This is a genomic window from Saccharothrix stipae (genome assembly GCF_054781895.1).
Genome location: NZ_BAAGTN010000017.1, coordinates 950,797 through 969,301 on the forward strand (window position 1 = coordinate 950,797; position 18,505 = coordinate 969,301).

Annotated in this window: 20 protein-coding genes; 10 read left to right on the plus strand and 10 right to left on the minus strand. The window is 71.9% G+C overall.

Annotation, left to right across the window (positions count from 1 at the left end):
• Positions 1 to 31: 31 nt before the first annotated feature.
• Entirely contained in the window at positions 32 to 1,240 is a 1,209-nt protein-coding gene (locus ACYVLT_RS32645; protein ID WP_461123977.1) for a hypothetical protein, read from the plus strand.
• 60 nt (positions 1,241 to 1,300) lie between these two features.
• Here the strand turns inward: ACYVLT_RS32645 and ACYVLT_RS32650 are convergent, their stop codons facing one another.
• Positions 1,301 to 2,200: a Gfo/Idh/MocA family protein gene (locus ACYVLT_RS32650; RefSeq protein WP_461124170.1), complete on the minus strand. Its 900-nt coding sequence runs from the start codon at positions 2,198 to 2,200 to the stop codon at positions 1,301 to 1,303.
• Positions 2,201 to 2,208: 8 nt separating this feature from the next.
• A complete protein-coding gene (locus ACYVLT_RS32655; RefSeq protein ID WP_461123978.1) occupies positions 2,209 to 2,565 on the minus strand; it encodes a hypothetical protein in 357 nt (118 codons plus the stop codon).
• A gap of 28 nt (positions 2,566 to 2,593) precedes the next feature.
• Between ACYVLT_RS32655 and ACYVLT_RS32660 the strand changes: the two genes are divergently transcribed.
• Positions 2,594 to 3,397 carry an NUDIX hydrolase gene (locus ACYVLT_RS32660; RefSeq protein WP_461123979.1) on the plus strand — a complete coding sequence of 268 codons (804 nt, stop codon included), beginning with the start codon at positions 2,594 to 2,596 and terminating at the stop codon, positions 3,395 to 3,397.
• On the plus strand, positions 3,394 to 4,161 hold the full coding sequence (locus ACYVLT_RS32665; protein WP_461123980.1) for an MBL fold metallo-hydrolase: 768 nt from the start codon (positions 3,394 to 3,396) through the stop codon (positions 4,159 to 4,161). The genes ACYVLT_RS32660 and ACYVLT_RS32665 overlap by 4 nt, the downstream gene beginning before the upstream one ends.
• On the opposite strand, the gene ACYVLT_RS32670 is transcribed toward ACYVLT_RS32665, so the two are convergent.
• Positions 4,147 to 4,440, minus strand: a complete 294-nt coding sequence (locus ACYVLT_RS32670) for a YybH family protein (protein ID WP_461123981.1) — start codon at positions 4,438 to 4,440, stop codon at positions 4,147 to 4,149. The two genes, ACYVLT_RS32665 and ACYVLT_RS32670, sit on opposite strands and share 15 nt — an antisense overlap.
• Before the next feature lie 211 nt (positions 4,441 to 4,651).
• Between ACYVLT_RS32670 and ACYVLT_RS32675 the strand changes: the two genes are divergently transcribed.
• Positions 4,652 to 5,005: a winged helix-turn-helix transcriptional regulator gene (locus ACYVLT_RS32675; RefSeq protein ID WP_461123982.1), complete on the plus strand. Its 354-nt coding sequence runs from the start codon at positions 4,652 to 4,654 to the stop codon at positions 5,003 to 5,005.
• A 143-nt stretch (positions 5,006 to 5,148) separates the two neighbouring features.
• Here ACYVLT_RS32675 and dnaN read toward each other — a convergent pair whose 3' ends face one another.
• The 4 genes from dnaN to ACYVLT_RS32695 form a co-directional block, all read right to left on the minus strand.
• On the minus strand, positions 5,149 to 6,252 hold the full coding sequence (dnaN, locus tag ACYVLT_RS32680; protein ID WP_461123983.1) for a DNA polymerase III subunit beta: 1,104 nt from the start codon (positions 6,250 to 6,252) through the stop codon (positions 5,149 to 5,151).
• 40 nt (positions 6,253 to 6,292) lie between these two features.
• Positions 6,293 to 7,528, minus strand: a complete 1,236-nt coding sequence (locus tag ACYVLT_RS32685) for an MFS transporter (protein ID WP_461123984.1) — start codon at positions 7,526 to 7,528, stop codon at positions 6,293 to 6,295.
• Between the two features lie 434 nt (positions 7,529 to 7,962).
• Entirely contained in the window at positions 7,963 to 8,637 is a 675-nt protein-coding gene (locus ACYVLT_RS32690) for a Crp/Fnr family transcriptional regulator (RefSeq protein ID WP_033441932.1), read from the minus strand.
• A 195-nt stretch (positions 8,638 to 8,832) separates the two neighbouring features.
• Positions 8,833 to 9,084 carry a hypothetical protein gene (locus ACYVLT_RS32695; RefSeq protein ID WP_015097743.1) on the minus strand — a complete coding sequence of 84 codons (252 nt, stop codon included), beginning with the start codon at positions 9,082 to 9,084 and terminating at the stop codon, positions 8,833 to 8,835.
• Between the two features lie 176 nt (positions 9,085 to 9,260).
• On the opposite strand from ACYVLT_RS32695, the gene nth reads away from it, so the two are divergent.
• The 6 genes from nth to ACYVLT_RS32725 are packed head-to-tail and all read left to right on the plus strand — an operon-like array spanning position 9,261 to position 15,679.
• Complete coding sequence (gene nth / locus ACYVLT_RS32700) at positions 9,261 to 10,028, plus strand: endonuclease III (protein ID WP_461123985.1); 768 nt, start codon at positions 9,261 to 9,263, stop codon at positions 10,026 to 10,028.
• A complete protein-coding gene (locus ACYVLT_RS32705; protein WP_461123986.1) occupies positions 10,025 to 10,627 on the plus strand; it encodes a TlpA family protein disulfide reductase in 603 nt (200 codons plus the stop codon). Before nth ends, ACYVLT_RS32705 begins: the two co-directional genes overlap by 4 nt.
• Complete coding sequence (locus tag ACYVLT_RS32710) at positions 10,624 to 11,292, plus strand: NUDIX hydrolase (protein ID WP_461123987.1); 669 nt, start codon at positions 10,624 to 10,626, stop codon at positions 11,290 to 11,292. The genes ACYVLT_RS32705 and ACYVLT_RS32710 overlap by 4 nt, the downstream gene beginning before the upstream one ends.
• Positions 11,293 to 12,480, plus strand: coding sequence for a MarP family serine protease (locus tag ACYVLT_RS32715; RefSeq protein ID WP_461123988.1), 1,188 nt, complete (start codon positions 11,293 to 11,295; stop codon positions 12,478 to 12,480).
• Positions 12,481 to 12,509: 29 nt separating this feature from the next.
• The gene (locus ACYVLT_RS32720) at positions 12,510 to 14,375 is read left to right on the plus strand and encodes a toll/interleukin-1 receptor domain-containing protein (RefSeq protein ID WP_461123989.1); all 1,866 of its coding nucleotides are present in this window, start codon (positions 12,510 to 12,512) and stop codon (positions 14,373 to 14,375) included.
• The gene (locus tag ACYVLT_RS32725) at positions 14,372 to 15,679 is read left to right on the plus strand and encodes an AAA family ATPase (protein ID WP_461123990.1); all 1,308 of its coding nucleotides are present in this window, start codon (positions 14,372 to 14,374) and stop codon (positions 15,677 to 15,679) included. The genes ACYVLT_RS32720 and ACYVLT_RS32725 overlap by 4 nt, the downstream gene beginning before the upstream one ends.
• A gap of 13 nt (positions 15,680 to 15,692) precedes the next feature.
• Here the strand turns inward: ACYVLT_RS32725 and ACYVLT_RS32730 are convergent, their stop codons facing one another.
• The 3 genes from ACYVLT_RS32730 to nhaA are packed head-to-tail and all read right to left on the minus strand — an operon-like array spanning position 15,693 to position 18,363.
• Positions 15,693 to 16,619, minus strand: coding sequence for an alpha/beta fold hydrolase (locus tag ACYVLT_RS32730; protein WP_461123991.1), 927 nt, complete (start codon positions 16,617 to 16,619; stop codon positions 15,693 to 15,695).
• 8 nt (positions 16,620 to 16,627) lie between these two features.
• Positions 16,628 to 17,107 (minus strand): phage holin family protein, encoded by a 480-nt coding sequence (locus tag ACYVLT_RS32735; RefSeq protein ID WP_461123992.1) that lies wholly within the window; start codon positions 17,105 to 17,107, stop codon positions 16,628 to 16,630.
• Between the two features lie 59 nt (positions 17,108 to 17,166).
• Positions 17,167 to 18,363, minus strand: a complete 1,197-nt coding sequence (nhaA, locus tag ACYVLT_RS32740; protein WP_461123993.1) for a Na+/H+ antiporter NhaA — start codon at positions 18,361 to 18,363, stop codon at positions 17,167 to 17,169.
• Between the last annotated feature and the right edge of the window lie 142 nt (positions 18,364 to 18,505).

Genomic DNA, 18,505 nt, shown 5'->3' on the forward strand with positions numbered 1-18,505 from the left:
CCCCGTCCGTTTACACGACCTCCTGTTGGCGTTGGCCGGACGTGTCGACGACGACGCGTTGACCCAGGCTCGGGAGCTGCTGGCGGTCGCGGAGCTGGACAGAGCCGTGGAGCTCGTCGTCGGCTGCCTGCTGGCCGGGCGCATCCCGGTGTCGCCGGAGGAGCGCCGCGAGGTCGGCTGGCTGCTGGGCGAGGTCCGCTCGGACCGCGCGCTGGCGGACCGGCTGTTCGCGGTCGAGCGGGTGCCGGTGGTCAAGCACCGGTTCAGCGTCGAGTCCGACCCGGCCGAAGGCCTCGGTGACGTGCTGGGCAAGACCGTGTCGGTGCTGCCGGACGTGCGCGGCGTGCGTGCCACGTGGCGGTCCAGCCCGGCCGGCGCGACGCCCGGACCGCTGCCGCAGCGGGTCGTCCTGGTGGACATCGGCCCGTCGGGGTTCGCCCCCGCCACCGCCTACCGGGTGGACACCGTGCTGCGCAAGGCGGGCATCCGCGCGGCGGTCGAGGTGCTGACCGTCGGCACGCAGCTCGGCGAGTACCACGCGGCGGCCGTCACGACGGCGCGTGAGGTGTTCTTCCCGTCCGGTTCCACGAGCCCGCAGCCACCACCGGACCCGGCCACGTGGTTCGACGGTGAACCGCGGGGCCAGGCACCGGTGGTCGAGCCGGAACCGGTGCCTGTCGAACCCCAGAACGGCTCCAAGTCACGTCGGGCGCGCGTCGAGTCGTACGAGGGCGCGCAGCCGTTCCCGCCCAAGCCGGTGAAGCGGATGCCGGTGCGCGAGCCGGTCGAGGACGTCCGCGTCGTCGACGAGGTGCGGGTGGACGACGTGCGGGTGGACGAGGTGCGCGTCGAGGACGTCCAGGAGGTCCACGACGTCCAGGACGTCCGGGTCGAGGAGATCCCCGTCCAGGAGGCGCCGGTCGAGCCGCCGCCCGTGGTCGAGGAGCCGCCGGCGCCGGTGTTCGCGTTTCCGGACGACCACCCGCTGTCGCGGGCCGAGGTGACCACGGAGCTCGGACCGGACGACCTGGCCGCGTTGCAGGCCGCGTTGGCGGAGGGGCAGGCCCCGGCCGCCGTGCAGCTGCCGCCGACCGTGGACGCGAAGCTCAGCGACCGGGAACGGGCGTTGTTGCAGCAGCTGCACGAGGAGCTGGCGCAGCGCGAGCAGCAGTCGTGGCCGGGTGGGCCCGAGTTCGTCAACGGGGTGCCCAAGCCGACCAACGGCAAGTACCCCGGCTAGGGACCGATCACCGGCTCGGCCCTGTCGTCCGCCTGGAGCGGGAGGCAGGGCCGAGCCGCGTCACGCCTCGGACTTCCGCCGGGCCAGGTCGATGATCCGCTGCAGGTGCAGACCGCGGCGGACGTCCAGCGGGTGCTCGGTGGTGCCGCTGTCGACCATGGCCACGAAGTCGTCCAGCAGGTTGGTGAAGGCCTGTTGCGCGGTCGTGCCGCGGTCGGCGAGCACCCGGTGGCCGTGCTCGCCGTAGACGATCACCTCGGCGATGCCCGGGTTCAGCGGCAACGTCATGGTCATCGTCGCCACGCTGGTCGCGCCCGTCTCGTGCTGGAACACGATCTGCCACAGCCCGTGCTCGGACCGGTTCGCCGCGATGACGTCGGTGATCGTGCCCAGGGTCGCGTCGAGCAGGTCGAACGCGTGCGGGCCGATGTCGTCCAGCGGGCCGCGCTCGTGCCGCCACGGCGAGTGGGAGAACGGGCCGCCGAGGAGCGCCCCGGTCAGCCAGCGCGCGCTGCCGCCCACCCAGCCGCCGGCTTCCCGGAGCTGGTCGAGTTGTTCGCGGGTCTCGGGGGCGAATCGCTTGGTGAGGACCACCAGGGACGCGACGTCGTTGCGCTCGACGGCGTCGGCGAGGCGTTCGGCGTCATCGAGGCTCGCCGCGATCGGCTTCTCCAGGATCAGGTGCTTGCCCCGCTCGGCGGCCTTGATCGCGATCTCGGCCTGCACCTGCGGCGGCACCGCGAACGCGACCGCGTCCACCTGGTCCAGCAGCTCCTCCGGCGTCCTGGCGGTGGTCGCGCCGTGGGCGTTGGCCAGCTCGGCGGCCGCCTCGTCCCGGCGGGCCCAGATCGTGGTCAGGCGGGTGCCCGGGTGATCGGCGATGCCCGGTGCGTGCACCATGGTCGCCCAGGGGCCGGCACCGATGAGTCCTACGCGCAGCTGTTCGTCCACCTGGCCCATCCTGCCTTTCATCGGCCACCGATGTAAGTCGATTCGGGGACGAAGATCCGGCCGCCGTTGTCGAACCGCAGCTCGACGCCGTCCGGTCGGCGCTCGACGTCGGGGCTGTCGTCCCAGCCGTCGGGGATCCCGACCACGTGCCCGTGGTCGGGTGACCGGCCGAGCCAGACCTCGCGGTCCGTGCCGCCGACGAGGCTGGACCGCTCCTTGACGTAGACGTTCGGCGTGCCCTCGTTCGTGCTGGTCGTGGACGTGCCGGGAAGGAAGAGGAGAACGGCGGCCGTGGCCGTCAGGCCCGTGCCCACGATCGCGCCCACGACGAACAGCAGGACGTTGACTAGGCAGCCTTTGCGCGTGGTGTCCACATGCGGATGATCCTCGTAGGCTCGGGTCGTGCGCGAACTACCCGAGGAACTGGTGCTGCCGGCGAGCGTGATCCCGGAGGACTTCACCGGTCCGCCCGTCGAACCCCGTGACGCCGCGACCGTGGTGCTGGTGCGTGACGGTGCGGCCGGGCTGGAGGCGTTCCTGCTGCGGCGGGTGGCGGGGATGGCGTTCGCGGGCGGGATGACGGTGTTCCCCGGTGGTGGGGTCGACCGGCGTGACGCGGACACGTCCGTGGCGTGGACCGGGCCGCCGCCGTCGTGGTGGGCCGAGCGGTTCGGGTGTTCCGTCGAGTTGGCCACGGCGTTGGTGTGCGCGGCGGTGCGGGAGACGTTCGAGGAGTCCGGGGTGTTGTTGGCCGGGCCTTCTTCGTCGTCGGTGGTGGCCGATACGGCCGCCTACGCCTCGGCGCGTGCGGCGTTGGTGGCGCGGGAGTTGTCGTTGGCGCAGTTCCTGGCGTCGGAGGGGTTGGTGCTGCGGGCGGACCTGCTGCGGCCGTGGGCGAACTGGTTGACGCCGGTGGAGGAGCCGCGGCGGTACGACACGTTCTTCTTCGTGGCGGTGCTGCCCGTCGGGCAGAGCGCGGACGGGGTGACGACGGAGGCTTCGGACGCGGCCTGGCAGCGGCCCTCGGATGCGTTGGGTGACTGGAAGGCGGGGCGGCGGGCGTTGATGCCGCCCACCTGGGTGACGTTGGCGGAGTTGGACGAGTTGGGGTCGGTGGCGGCGGTGTTGTCGGAGTCGCGGGCGGTGTCGAAGGTGATCCCCAAGCTGGTGCGGGACGGTGGCGTGGTGCGGGTGGTCGTGCCGTGAGTGCTTATGGGGTGTTGCGGCAGGTCACGCCGACGGCGGCGGTGCTGTTGGCGGAGAACCCCGGGGTGATGACGTTGGAGGGGACGAACACGTGGGTGCTGCGTGCGCCCGGGTCGTCGTCGTGCGTGGTGGTCGATCCGGGGCCGGCGGATCCGGTGCACCTGGGGCGGATCGCGGAGCAGGCGCCGGTGGAGGTCGTGTTGCTGACGCACGGTCATCCGGATCATTCGGATGGGGCGCGTTCGTTCGGGCGACAGGTGGATGCGCCGGTGCGGTCGGTCGACCCGGCGTTCCGGCTGGGTGGGCAGGGGTTGGCGGAGGGGGACGTGATCGAGGCGGCGGGGTTGTCGATCCGGGTGCTGCCGACGCCGGGGCACACGGCCGACTCGGTGTGCTTCCGGTTGGACGACGCGGTGTTGACCGGGGACACGGTGCTGGGTCGGGGGACGACGGTGGTGGCGCACCCGGATGGTCGGCTCGGTGACTACCTGGAGTCGTTGCGGCTGCTGACCACGCTTCCGGAGGGCACGATCGGGTTGCCGGGGCACGGGCCGGAACTGCCGGACGTGGTGGCTGCCGCGGGTGGGTACCTGGTGCACCGGGAGCAGCGGTTGGCGCAGGTCCGGGCGGCGGTGGCGGAACTGGGCGGCTCGCCGACGGCGCGTGAGGTGGTGGAGTCGGTGTACGCGGATGTCGATCGTTCGCTGTGGCCGGCGGCGGAGTGGTCGGTGCGGGCGCAGTTGGAGTACCTACGCGACGCCTGACGGATTGTCGATCGCATACAACCAACCGCCGTCGGGCCCGCGCCGCGCCACGTCGGTCGCCGTGCCGGTCACGTCGCCGATGCGCCAGTCGACGATCAACAAGGCGAGATCACCCTTGGTGATCACCTTGCGGGGGTTGACAGTCATCTTTTGGGTGAGAGCCAGGTGTCCGGCGAGCTCATCGGGCCGTGCGCCGGGCTCGTAGAGGGCGCTGGGGTCGCCGGCGTTGAAGGCCCGGGCGAACAGCGCGGGCAGCTCTTCGGGGGTGCGCGCGATCATGCGGGGGACGTTAGGAGGGCGTCGCGTGACCAACCAAACGGTGAGTGCCGGGACGAACGCCGGCGCCGGGGTGGGCGCGGATTTTGCGGCTGGCGCGGGACTTGGGGCAAGCGCGGAGGTTGCTGCTAGCGCGGGATCTGCGGTCGGCGCGCGGTTTGCGGCGGGTGCGGGAGTCGCGGCCGGCACCGGACCTGCGGCTGGCGCGGGACCTGTGGCCGGCGCGGGGCTTGCGGTCGGCGCCTGGGCGGGCGATCCGCACGGCGAGGTCGACCACCCGGTGGCGGACTGCCCGGTGGAGATCACGTTGCGGGGGCGGTGGACGACGTTGGTGGTGCGGGAGTTGTTCGCGGGTGAGCGGAGCTTCGGTGAGTTGGCCGCCGCGCTGCCGGCGTTGTCGGACAAGGTGCTCAGCGAACGGCTCGCGCAACTGGCCGCGAGCGCCGTGGTGGTGCGGGTGCGGGAGCGGGGGTGGCCCAGTCGGGTCCGGTACTCGCTGACGGCTCGTGGGCACGGGCTGCGTGGGGTGCTGGACGCGATGTGGGTCTGGGGTGCGGACGCGGGGTAGGTGGGTCCCGGGTACGCGGGGTCTGGGTGGGTGAGTGGGTGGTCGGGGGTGGTTTCGGGCTCCGCTGGTTTTCAACCGAGGTGGGGTAACGGTGTTTCCGTACATTTTCGGGCCATGATCACCCGATTGTGTGACCCGGCTGGTTAGGAGGCGGTTCGTAGGGGGACGACCAGGTAGGTGAGTTCTACACCGTCTTCGCCCACCTGGCTCGTCAGCACGGTGGAACGCAGGCCGTCCTGGATTCGCAGTTCCACTCGCCGACCGCTGAACGCCCGCAACGCGTCCGCCAAGTACCTGGCCTGGAACGTCTTCGTCACCCTGTTGCCGTCGACGGTCGCCTTCACCGACTCCTCCGACTCACCGCTCTGCGGATCACTGCCGCGCACCCGCAGCTCCCCGTCGTCCACCTGGATGGTGACCGAACCGTGCGGCCCGGTGTAGGGGACCGCCCGTCGCACCGCGCCGGCCAGCACATCGGCCTCCACCACCACCGTGCTGTCGATGACCGCCTCCAGCAGCTTCCGCACTCGATCGTCGGGGAACGGGGCGGCCAGCAGCGCCGTGCTCACGCTCCCACCCGCCCACGACAGGGCGATGCGGTCGACGTCGGCGTGCACCGTCACGTCGGCATCGCGGTCCGGCTGCCTGGACGCCTCGGCCAGCACCACCGCCGGCGCCAGGACGTCCAACTCGCCCGTCGCCGCCCAAGGCAGTGATGCGAACGCCATCCGGTAACGGTCCGTGGCGATCAGTTCCAGCCGTCCCGCTCCGCCGTGCATCCGGACGCCGGTGAACACCGGCAGGGCGTCGTCCTTCGACGCCGCACCGGAAACCGGGACCAGCGCACCCGCCAGCGCACGCGCGGAGATCGTGCCGACCGCGGCCGGCAGCGGTGGGATGCCGGGGTGCGCGGCCAGGTCGAGCAACGGCAGGGCGAAGCGGGCCGTCGACGTCCGCACCGCCAGGCGCGACCCCTCGACGACCAACCTGACCTGGGGGTCTTCCAGGCTCCGGAGGGTGTCCGCCAGCGGGCGCGCCGGGACGACCACCGCACCGTCCGCGTGCACCGTCGCGGCACGGGTCAGGCGGACGGCGTGCTCCCGGTCGCTGCCCGCCAGCTCGACCCCGCCGGCGGCGGCGCGCAGCACGAGGCCGGCCAGCACCGGGTCGTACACCCTGGTCGGCAGGAGGCGGGCGACGTCGGCAGCGGCGGCGGCCAGGTCGGCCGTGGTGGCGGTCAGGTCCATGCGGCAGAAGGTAGACCCGACCACCGACAATTCCGGGCGATCAGCGCCCCACGAGGGCCAGGTCCTCCCGGGACACCGGCACGCCCGCCGCGACGGTGCCGCGGAAGACCCACACCAGCACCGCGATCGCGAGGCCCGACACCGCCGCCGCGACGAACGCCGCGCCCGTGCCGTAGGCCTCGACCAGCTGGCCGCTCGCCGACTGCCCGATCGCCAACCCCACGGTCACCGCCGTCACCACCCAGCCGAACGCCTCGGTGGCCGTCCCGGCGGGCGCGACCTGCTCGATCGCGGCCGAGTGGGCGGTGGCCTGCGGCGTGATCAGGGTGCCGACCACGAGCAGCGCCGCACCCAGGCCGATCAACCCGGTCGGCACGGCGAGCAGCAGCGACAGCACCGCGAACCCGCCGAGCAGCACGGGCAGCCGCAGGTGCATGGCCCGCGGGAACGGCCTCATCGAGTACAGGATGCCGAACAGCACCGAGCTGACCGACCACAGGCTCAGCAGCAGGCCGCCCATGCCGACGTGACCGGCCTGCGCCGCGGCGGCGGGCACGGCGACCTCGATGAACCCGATCGTCACACCGAAGCCCAACGCCGCCAACGCGACCGTGCGCATCCCCGGCGACGCCAACGCGCCCAACAGGTTCCGGCTCATGGCCACCGGCCGCACGCCGCGCACCGTCGGGTTCAACGCGAACCACAACGCGCCGACCACCATCGACGCCGCGCCGATCACCACGCCGGTGCCCGCCCACGGCGCCGCGACCAGCAGCCCGGCCAGGCCGGGACCGAGGATGAAGAACACCTCCATGCTGATCGCCTCGTAGGCGTACCCGGCCAGCCGCGCGGGCCCGGCGGGCAGCACCTGCGACCACAGCGCGCGCGACGCGGAGCCGACCATCGGTTCGTTGAGCCCGACCAGGAACGCGACCGGCACGAGCACGGTCAGCGCCGCGCCCGCCTCGACCGCGGCGATGGCCAGCGCCACGAAGACCGCGAACAACGACACCGCGGCGAGCAACGGGCGGGTCGGCCCGAGCCGGTCCATCAACCTGCCCTGCACGATCGACCCGACCGCGACGCCCACCAGCGACGCCGCCGACACCAGACCGGCCGCGGCGAACGAACCGGTCTCGCGCTGCACGTAGAGCAGCAGCGACAGGCCGACCATCGCGATCGGCAGGCGGGCGAGCAGGGACGCGACCACGGGGCCGCGCATGCCGGGGGTCGTCAGGGCGGTGCGGTAGTCGGAGAGGCGGGCAGAGTGGGACATGCGTACCAGTATGCCGACAGTGGTACGTACGTACCAGTCAATTACCGGTGCCATCCGTCACCAGGTCTTCCGGGGCTCCGGATGGTCTTGAACCGTCCAGCCGGTGGGAGTTGGTTGCGGTTCGATCACAACAATGGGATGACCGGGTGAAACCACCCCGAGAAACCGCTGAACAGAGGGTCCTTGAGGGTGAACGGCCTTGAGTTGCGGGGTGGGTGGCGTGCGATCGTGGAAGGAGCCACTCCCACTGCCAACCCGTTTCGACCGAGGTCGCGGCGGGTAACCAAGCCTCCTTCCGGCGCTACGAGGGTCGGGGCCTGCGGGCGCCGGAGGTGTGGAAAGAGCGCGGTCTGTCGGGGGATGGGCCGTGCGACAACAAGACCGGTGCGCCGCGTCGGGGGCGGCGCCCGGTCTTGTTGTGCTTCTCGACGCCGCTAGCGGGCGCGGCGGGCCAGGCGCTCGGGGTCGAGGATCAGCACGCTCTTGCCCTCCAGCCGGAGCCAACCGCGGTGGGCGAAGTCGGCCAGGGCCTTGTTCACCGTCTCGCGCGAGGCGCCCACGAACTGGGCGATCTCCTCCTGCGTCAGGTCGTGGGTGACCCGCAGCAGACCGGCCTCCTGGCTGCCGAAGCGCTGCGCGAGTTGCAGCAACGCCTTGGCCACGCGGCCGGGCACGTCGGTGAAGATCAGGTCGGCCAGCATGGAGTTCGTCCGGCGCAGCCTGCGGGCCAACGCCCTCAGCAGCTGCTCGGCGATCTCCGGCCGGTTGGTGATCCACTGCCGCAGCGCGGGTCGGTCCATGCTGACCGCGCGCACTTCGGTCACCGTGGTCGCGGTGGACGTGCGCGGACCGGGGTCGAAGATCGACAGCTCGCCGAACATGTCGGACGGTCCGAAGATCCCCAACAGGTTCTCCCGGCCGTCCGGCGACTTGCGGCCGATCTTCACCTTGCCGGACTGGATGATGTAGAGCCGGTCGCCCGGCTCGCCTTCCGCGAAGATCACGTGGCCACGCGGGAATTCAACAGACTCCAGCGTCTGCGCCAGTGCCTCCGCTGCGGCCTGTTCAACCCCCTGGAAAATGCCCGCGCGGGCCAGGGTCTCGTCCACCTCGTCCCTCCTGTCGAGACGCGGCGGCATGGTTGAGCGCGTTCCGCCTTCTGGCGGATCAGCGCCTGCCGCCGATCACTGAGTGCAGTCTAAGGGCTGTGGTCGGGATCGCCTTTCGGCGCGCCGCCAACCAGCCCGGACAGCCCGATAAGGCCCGCGGGGGTTGACCCCGTGGGCCTCGCCGGTCCTACCCCGCTAGCGGCGGGTGCGCCGCTGACGCAGGTTCCTGGCACGACCGCCCAGCCTGCGCAGCCGGAACAGTTCCAGCGCGCGGCCGATGCCGTGCCCGTAGAGCGCCCTGACCTCGTCGGGGCGGGCCGACTCCAGGAACTCCTCGACCTCGTCCTCCTGCACGGCGACGTGCCGCAGACGAGCTTCAACGCGCTCCATGAAGAGCGCGAAGAACATGATCACGATCGGAACGGCGATGACGAACCAGGCAGTCATGATGGCTCCGATCCTTGCGCATCCGGTTCGGCGCGCGGTCAAGGGGGGTCACTCTGGCGTGTCGGTTCGAGGTCGTTATAGGGACGTGCGCGATCGGCCTGTGGTTGCTTGCCCGTGATCGTGCCGCGTCAAACCCGCTCCCGCCCGGCGAAGCGGAGGGCCAGTAACCTCGTCCCATGGCGAAGAGCGCGGTGAAGCAGCCGGAGACGAGGCTGGGGCTGGTCCGCCGGGCGCGTCGCATGGTCCGGGTCCTCGGCGAGGGTTACCCCGACGCGCACTGCGAGTTGGACTTCGCCGACCCGTTGCAGCTCCTGGTCGCGGTGGTGCTCTCCGCGCAGACCACCGACGTCCGGGTGAACCAGGTCACGCCCGCGTTGTTCAAGCGCTACCCCACGGCGGCCGACTACGCGGCCGCGGACCGCGCCGAGCTCGAAGAGCTGATCAAGTCGACCGGCTTCTACCGCAACAAGGCGACGTCCGTGATCGGCCTGGGCGCCGCGCTGGTCGAGCGGTTCGGCGGCGAGGTGCCCGGCCGGCTCGAAGACCTCGTGACGCTGCCCGGCGTGGGCCGCAAGACCGCGAACGTGGTGCTGGGCGACGCTTTCGGTGTGCCGGGGATCACGGTCGACACGCACTTCGGCCGGCTCGTCCGCCGCTGGGGCTGGACCCGGGAGGAGGACCCGGTCAAGGTCGAGCACACCATCGGCGCGCTGGTCGAGCGCAAGGAGTGGACCTTGCTCTCGCACCGCACGATCTTCCACGGCCGCCGCGTCTGCCACGCCCGCACGCCCGCCTGCGGCGCGTGCCTGCTGGCGCCCCAGTGCCCGTCCTACGGCATCGGGCAGGTCGACCCGGTCAAGGCCCAGAAGCTCGTCAAGGGCGAGGAAGCGCCGCGGTTGATCGAGCTCGCCGAACGCGTCCGGGCGGGGGAGAAGCTGGCGTGAGCGCGGCCGCGCGGTGGGCCGTCGTCGTCCTGGTGCTGGCGGTGGCGGGCGTGGTCGCGCTGTGGCCGCGGTCACCCGAGCCGGTGGGGCCGGGCACGATCCCGACCCGCACGGAGAGCACCGCCGACGTGGACGCCGCACGGGCGCGGGCCGCGCTCGGGCCGTGCCCCCAGGGGCCGCCGGACGTCCGGGGGCCGGAGCCGCTGCGCGGTGTCGTGGTCACGTGCCTGGGCGACGGCCGCCCGGTCGACGTGGCGTCCACCGTGACCGGCCGGGCTGTGGTGAACTTCTGGGCCACCTGGTGCGTTCCCTGTCAAGAGGAGCTCAAGGTGCTGGACGCCTACGCGCGGGAGCCCGGCGCGGTGCCGGTGGTGGCGGTCCTGGTGGATAGCGAGGAGGCGGACGGTCTGGAGCTGCTGGCGAAACTCGGCGTGCACCTGCCGTCGGTCGTCGATCCGGCCGACGCCGTGCGCAAGGCCGTCCGCACGCCCCGGACGTTGCCGATGAACTACTTCGTCGGCGCGGACGGCTCGCTGACCCGGGTGACCGATCCCATCGTCTTCACGTCGGTCGACCAGGTGCGCGAGGTGGTCGGATGACGGCCCTGGTCGACCCGGACGACGTACCCGGGTGGATGAGCGGGCTGGTCGAGGCGACCGCCGGGACCGACGCGCGCGCCTTCACCCGCATCAAGCCGCCACCCGACGGCACCGGACGGCCCGCCGCCGTGCTCATGCTGTTCGGCGAGGGCCCCGGCGGCCCGGACGTGCTGCTGCTGCGCCGCGCCGACACCCTCGGCTCGCACCCCGGCCAGGTCGCGTTCCCCGGCGGCGCGGCCGACCCCACCGACGACGGACCGGTGGACACGGCGCTGCGCGAGGCGTTCGAGGAGACGGGTGTGCTGCGCGAGGGCGTCCGGCCGGTGGCCACGCTGCCGCGGCTGTACGTGCCGGTGTCCGGGTTCGTCGTCACGCCGGTGCTGGCGCACTGGGACGCGCCGTCGCCGGTCGCGCCGGTCGACCCGGCCGAGACCGCCGCGGTGGCCAGGGTGCCGATCGCGCACCTGGCGGACCCGGCGAACCGCTTCCGGGTGAGCCACCCGTCCGGCTACGTCGGTCCGGCGTTCTCCGCGCCGGGCATGCTGGTGTGGGGCTTCACCGCCGGCCTGCTCGACGGCCTGCTCGCGCTGGGCGGGTGGGAACGGCCTTGGGACACCGGGGACGTGCGTGATCTCGACCTGGCCCTGCGCGCGGTGGAGGTGTGAGTGAACTGGGTTGACCTGCTGGTGCTGGCGCTGGCCGCCTTCGCCGCGGTGTCCGGCGCGCGGCAGGGCATGGTCGTGGCGCTGCCCGCGTTCGTCGGCGTGCTCCTCGGCCTGGCGCTCGGCACGCAGGTCGCGCCGCTGGTCGTCGCCCAGTTCGACAACGTGGTGACCAAGGTCGTGTTCGCCGTCGGCATCGTGGTGCTGCTGGTGGCGCTGGGCGAGACCCTGGGCGTGTACGTGGGCCGCACCATCAAGCCGCGGGTCAACTCCAGCCCGTTGCGCGGCGCGGACAACACGCTGGGCGCGATCGTGCAGGGCGCGGTGGTGTTCGTGGTGGCGTGGATGATCGCGCTGCCGCTGACCATGGTCGCGGGCCTGCCGTCGCTGGCGAAGGCGCTCAACCAGTCGGTGATCCTGTCCACCGTCGACGACACCATGCCGCAGGCGGCGCGGACGTTGGCCGACGACCTGCAGTCCCTGTTCGACGTGTCCGGCTTCCCGGCCGCGATGGACCCTTTCGACCAGACCCCGTTGCGGGACGTGGGTCCGCCGGACCCGGCGTTGAGCGGGAACCCGATCGTGCGCAAGCTGGAGCCCAGCGTGCTGAAGGTGCGCGGGCGCGCGCCGTCGTGCTCGCGGGCGTTGGAGGGGACGGGTTTCGTCATCTCGCCCGAGCGGGTGATGACGAACGCGCACGTGGTCGCGGGCACCACCGACGTGACGGTCGAGGTCGGCATCGGCGAGTTCGACGCCACGGTCGTGCACTACGACGCGCAGACCGACATCGCGATCCTGGCCGTGCCGGACCTGGAGGCCACGCCGTTGCAGTTCCGCACCGACGAGATCGCGCCGGGCGAGGACGGGATCGTGCTCGGCTACCCGTTGGACGGCCCGTACACGGCGTCCGAGGCGCGGGTGCGGGAGCGGATCAAGATGCTGCGCGGACCGGACATCTACGACGCGCAGACCGTGACGCGGGACGTGTACACGGTGCGGGCGAAGGTGCGCAGCGGCAACTCCGGCGGGCCGTTGGTCGACCCGCAGGGCCGGGTGATGGGCGTGGTGTTCGGCGCGGCCGTGGACGACCAGGAGACCGGGTTCGTGCTGACCGCGGACGAGGTCGCGGAGGAAGTGTCGAAGGCGCCAACGATGGTGCGTCGGGTGTCCACCCAGACCTGCGCGTCGTAACGATCTCCGTCACGGCACGATTACCCAGCGTGCCCCAGGTCTTCATCTCGTACCAGCACCGCGACGGCGAGTTGGCCGCGAAGCTCGCCGAAGCGTTGGAGTCGGTCGGGCTCGACGTGTGGCTGGACACGAATGAGTTGCTTCCCGGTATGCCGCTCGGTACGGGCATCGACGCCGGCCTGCGATCATCCGACGCCGTGCTGGCCGTGATTACGGCGGAGCATCTGTCACCGTGGACCTTGCGTGAGATCGAAACGGCGGCGAGCACCGGCACGTTGCTCATTCCGGTGCTCGCTGCCGGCGCGCCGGAGCGGCTACCCCATACCCTGGCGAGCAGGCAGAGCGTCCGGGCCGACTTCTCCTCGCCGGAGTCGTTGCGGCGGCTTGCGGAACGGGTGCGGCGAGCGATCGCCGCCCGGGCGAACCGGGCGCACCTCGTGTTGGGCGTCGACGCCGATGTGCTCGGGCTCGACGACCTGCAGGCCGTGCGCAGCTTGGTGATGGACGCGTTCGGCGCCGCACGCCGACCGTTGCGGCTCCAACCCGACACGCTGACCTTGTTCCGCCCCGGTCCCGTGTGGATCTCGGTCGAGGTGTCGCCGACCGGTCGTGAGCTTGAGCGATTCGCCGAACACGTGCCCCACGGCGGCCTCGGCTACTTCGTTCACGTGGGCGAGATGAGCCGCGAGGCGCAGATCGCGCTGGACCAGATGAGGGTTGGTGGCAAGCCGGTGGTGGCGATCACCACGCGGTCGTTGCGTGCGGCGCACGCTGACCAGCGGGTTGAGGCGTTCCTAGCCGAGCTGGAACGCGACTACGGCAACCGGGACAACCTGTTCGACACCAGGAACGCGCTGATCAACGAGCGGTTCCTGTACGGGCGCGACGTCATGCTCAACACGATCGGCAGCGCATTGCGCCGGCACGAGCACGTCCTCGTAACCGGGTTGCGCAAGGTCGGCAAGACCAGTCTGCTCAACATCCTGCGCCAGCACTTGGTCGACCGGCCGGTGTGCCAGGTGGACCTCGAACGCTTCGACAGGCACCGGGAGGACTGGCCGCGCGCGCTGTTCGCCATGGTGCTGCGGGCGTTCGACCGGTGGGGACGGGCCGAGCGGGGTGACTGGCCGTTCGATCCGGCCCGGCCGAAGACGGCGACGGAACTAGAAGCCGAGTTGGAGCGCCGCCAGCAGCACCTCGGGCCCTCCCCGACGACCCTGGTGGTGGTGCTGGACGAGCTGGAACGCGTCTTTCCCGCGCCGGGTGAGGACTACGCGGCCCGGCAGTGGGTGCGGGCTGCCGGCGCGTTGCGGGCACTGGCACAGGGCGAGCACCGGCACCTCGTCGTGATCGGCGCGGACCTGCGGGCCGAGGTCAACCGTGCCAACGACCTCGGACCGGCGGGTACGAACCCGTTCTTCTCGTTCTTCCAGGAGATGCCGGTCCCGATGCTTGACGGCGATGCGGTCGAGGAGATGGTGGTGTCGCTGAGCGGCGCGATGGGCGTCGAGCCGCCGGGTTCGGACTTCGTCGGCGAGCTGTTCGACTTGACCGGCGGCCACCCGGCCCTGGTACGGACAGTGGCAGCGGAGGCCTACCGGCAGCGGCGGAGGCCGTACGAGCTTGTGGCGCGGGATCTGCACGCCGGGCTCGACCGTTTGGAGGATACCGACGCCGTGGGATTCTTTCTGCGCAACAACCTGTGGCAGCTGATGACCCCGGTGGAACGGGAGGTCGTGCTTGCCGTCGTGCACGACCGGCCCGTGCCGGAGTTCGTGCCCCGTGCCGCCGAACGGCAGGCGCTGGCCGCGTTGCGGGCGCAGGGCCTGGTCGATGGCGACGGCGTGCGCATCGGCCTGTTCCGGCAGTGGCTGCTGGACGATGAGGCCGGATGAACCCGTACTACTCGTCGGCGTTGTTCGTCGGCCGCCACGTCCAGCTCGCGCACGTGGCCGGGGTATTAGAGCAGGGGAGGTCCGCACTGCTCATCGGCGGTCGGCGGGTCGGTAAATCGACTTTCGCCCGGCACCTGGTGAGCGAGGGCAGGCTGTTGGTGCGCACCGACGTGATGGGCTGGGACCTGTCGTCGGAGGACGCGGCGCTGGGGGCGCTGCTCGGCGCCGTCGAAGGCAGGCAGGAGACGGCGCACGCATCGGCGACCCGGCACGACGTGGCCGCGGCGCTGACCGAACGCCGGCCGGTGACGCTCGTGGTGGACGAAGCCGACCGGGTGCTGCTGGCGACGTGGGGACCGGGGTTCTTCGCGTTCCTGCGCTGGCTGGACGACACGCACCTGCGCGACGACATCGCGATCCTGCTCGCGGGCGGACCGGTGCTCGCGCTGTTCCGCGACCCGGACGACCGGGGCTCGCCGCCGTTGAACACGGCCGAGCCGAAGTTCCTCGACCCGCTGGACCGGGACGCGGTGGCCGAACTGGCCGCGCCGACGCCCGGCGCCGACGTGGACCGGCTGCTCGACCACGGCGGCGGCCACGCGTGGCTGACCACCCGGCTGCTCGCCGAGCTGCACGACGGCACGCTGTTCGACGACGCGGTGGACGACGTGTTCGACCAGGTCGTCGGCACGTTCCCGGTGTGGGAGCGGCAACTGGGCGAGGCCGGGCGGCGGCTCGTGCGCGACCTGCCCGACGATGGCCTCACGCGCGAGGAGCTGCGCCGTCCGCCGTGGTCACGGCACCGTGAAGCGGTCCGGGTGGGTCGCAGCGTCGGCGCGTTGCGGCTGTCGGGCGGTCGGCTCACCCGCGGTCCGCGGCTGTTCACCGAGTGGCTGCTCGGGCGCGACCCCGACGAGCTGGTGTTCGACCTGGCCATCTCCTACGCCTCCGAGGACGAACCGCTGGCCAGGCAGATCAACCACCAGCTGCGCGCGGAGTTCAAGGTGTTCTACGCGCCGGACCAGGACGCGGCGCTGTGGGGCGGCGACCTGACCCGGCTGCTGCCCAACACCTACGGCGCGCGCAGCCGGTACGTGCTGGTGCTGGCCACGGAGGTCTACGCGGCCAAGCACTGGACGCGGGTCGAGTACGACTCGGTCGCCGCGCGGCACCCGGACCGGATCCTGCTGCTGGACTGCGGCCGGTTGCCCGACGACCTGCCGCCGGGGCTCGTCTACCGGGGCGGCAGCCCGGCGGAGCTGGTCGGGCTCGTCGGCGCGCTCAAGCAGAAGCTGACGGCGTAGTCGGACCCGGTGGTCAGACCTTCGCCAGGAAGTCCGTGATGATCCGGCTCGTCGTGTTCGGCGCCTCCTGGTGCGGGAAGTGACCCACCTCGGGCAGCACCCGGTACGACGAGCGCGCGCCCGTCCACCGGGACGAGTCCGACGCGGTCGACTCCAGCACCACCGGGTCGAGGGCGCCGTGGAGCTGGAGCACCGGGACCTCCAGCCGGCGGTCCACCGCCTCGGCGAAGCGGCGGCCGTCGCCGCGCAGCTGGGACCGCACCGCCCAGCGCTGGTACTCCATCGAGCTGTGCGCGACGCCGGGCACCAGGACCGCCTCGCGGTTGCGGCGCACCACCTCGTCGAACTCGGGCGACACCCTCCACTTCGGACCGCCCCACGCGTCCAGCATGGCGGCCACCGCCGCACCGCGGTCCCTGGTCAGCCACCGCTCCGGGTACACCGGCAGCTGGGAGCGGAACAGGTGCGCGCTGGCCCGGCCCTGACCGCGCGGGTGGCGGCGGATCGCACGGCGCAGCGCCAGCGGGTGCGGCGCGGCCACCGCCGTCACGGAGTAGACCAGCCGGGAGTGCATGGCGGCGACCGTCCACGCGAGCATGCCGCCCCACGCGTGGCCGACGAGGTGCGCCCGCGGTTCGCCGAGCGCCTTCACCAGGCCCGCGACATCACCGGCGAGCGTGAACCCGTCGTACCCGCGCGGTGGTTTGTCCGAGTCGCCGTAGCCGCGCAGGTCCACCGCCACCGCCCGGTAGCCCGCCTCGGCGATCGAGACCAGCTGGTGCCGCCAGGTCCACCAGAACTCCGGGAACCCGTGCAGCAGCAGCACGAGCGGGCCCTCGCCCAGCTCGGCGACGTGCAGGCGGATGCCGTTCGCGGACACGTCGCGGTGCGTCCACGGGCCGGGCACCCGAGCGGTCGACGGGTCCGGTGGCAGCCGCACGGCGTGGCTCAGCGGCCGTCGCGGTCTTCGCCGCGGTGCCGGAGGGCCGCGACGGTGTCCCTGGCCGAGTCGATGGTCCGCTGGGGTGCCCGCAGCTTCTTCACCTTGCGGTAGCCCAGCAGCGCGAACAGCACTGCGGTGAGCAGCATCAGCCCGAACACGATGAGGAACGCCGACCAGCGGGGCAGCCACACGTCCAGCAGCTCCGCGCCGAAGAAGAAAAAGAAGAACGAGCTGAACAGCAGCACCGTCAGCGCGACGATGAAGAAGACGCTGCCCTTCACGCCCTTCTTGATCTCGCCCGCGACCTCGGACTTGGCCAGCTCCACCTCGGCCCTGACCAAGGTGGACAGGTGGGCCGTGGCGTCGCGTACCAGCCCGCCGATGGACGTTTCCTCCGCGATCTTCACCGCGCTCTCCGCGGTCAACGGGATCGACGGAACAGGTGGCAGTCCGCTGCCGTTGGTGTTCTCCCGAGCGCTGGTCACCGGCTCATCGTGCCATGCACACCGGCCGGGGGCCGCCCGACCGGCTGATCCACTGCGGTTTACTCGTCGTCATCGGCGCGTTGGTGCACCCGACTGCGCCGCACCAGCAAAACCGCGGCCAGCAGCGACGCCGTCAACGACGCCAGCAGCACGGCCGCCTTGGCCTGTTCGGCCGCGGGCCCGTCCAGCGCCAGGTCCGCGATCAGCAGGCTCACGGTGAACCCGACGCCGCCGAGCATCGCCACCGCGAAGATGTCCCGCGGCCCGGCACCGCTCGGCCACACCGCGGCCTTGAACAGCACCGCCAACGCCGACGCGCCCACGATGCCGACCACCTTGCCCACCACCAGGCCCAGCATCACGCCCAGCGCCAACCGGTCGGAGAACAGCGAGCCCAAGGCCTCGCCGTTGACCGGGATACCGGCCGCGAACAGCGCGAACACCGGCACCGCGACGGCCGCCGACCACGGCTGCAACCGGTGCTCCAGTCGCAACGCCGGCGCCTCGTGCTCGTAGCGGTCCTTGCGCACGCGGGTCAGCAGGGCCAGCGCGACACCCGCGATGGTGGCGTGCACACCCGCGGCGTGCACGGCGACCCACGTGCCGAGCGCGATCGGCACGTACAGCCAGGGCGTCGTCACCCGCTTGTGCTGGAGGAACGCGTACAGCGCCAGCAACGCGACCGCCGCGGCCGCCGCGACCAGGTTGAACGACGCGGTGAACAGCACCGCGATGAGGAAGATCGCGCCCAGGTCGTCCACCACGGCCAGGCTGAGCAGGAACAACCGCAGGCTGTTCGGCAGACCGGAGGCGGTGATCGCGAGCACGCCCAGCGCGAACGCGATGTCCGTGGCCACCGGGATCGCCCACGCCCGCTCCACGCCCGGCTCGCCCCAACCGACGCCCAGCGCGATCACCGCGGGCACGACCATGCCGCCGGCCGCGGCCACCACCGGCAGGATCGCCGACTTGAAGTCGTTCAGCTCGCCGATCACGAGCTCGCGCTTGAGCTCCAACCCGGCGACGAAGAAGAAGATCGCGAGCAGGCCGTCCTTGGCCCAGTCGCCGACGCTCAGGCTCAGGTGCAGCGACGCCGGCCCGAGGTGGAAGTCGCGCAACGCCGCGTAGCTGCCGGAGATCGGCGAGTTCGCCCAGATCAGCGCGACGGCGGTGGCCGCGAGGAGGATCATCCCGCCGACGGTCTCGGTGCGCAGGTAGCGCGCGAACTCGGCGGCGGCCGGGCGAATGCGGTTCAAGATCGACTCCGGTGGTTCGGCTACGACTCATCCTCGTGCCGACCAGGCTTCCCGGCTCACCGGGAGTGATCCTAACCCGGGAAGGGGCCCGCCGATGATCGGCGGACCCCTCCCGACGTGCTCAGTGCCGGCGTGCTCGGTC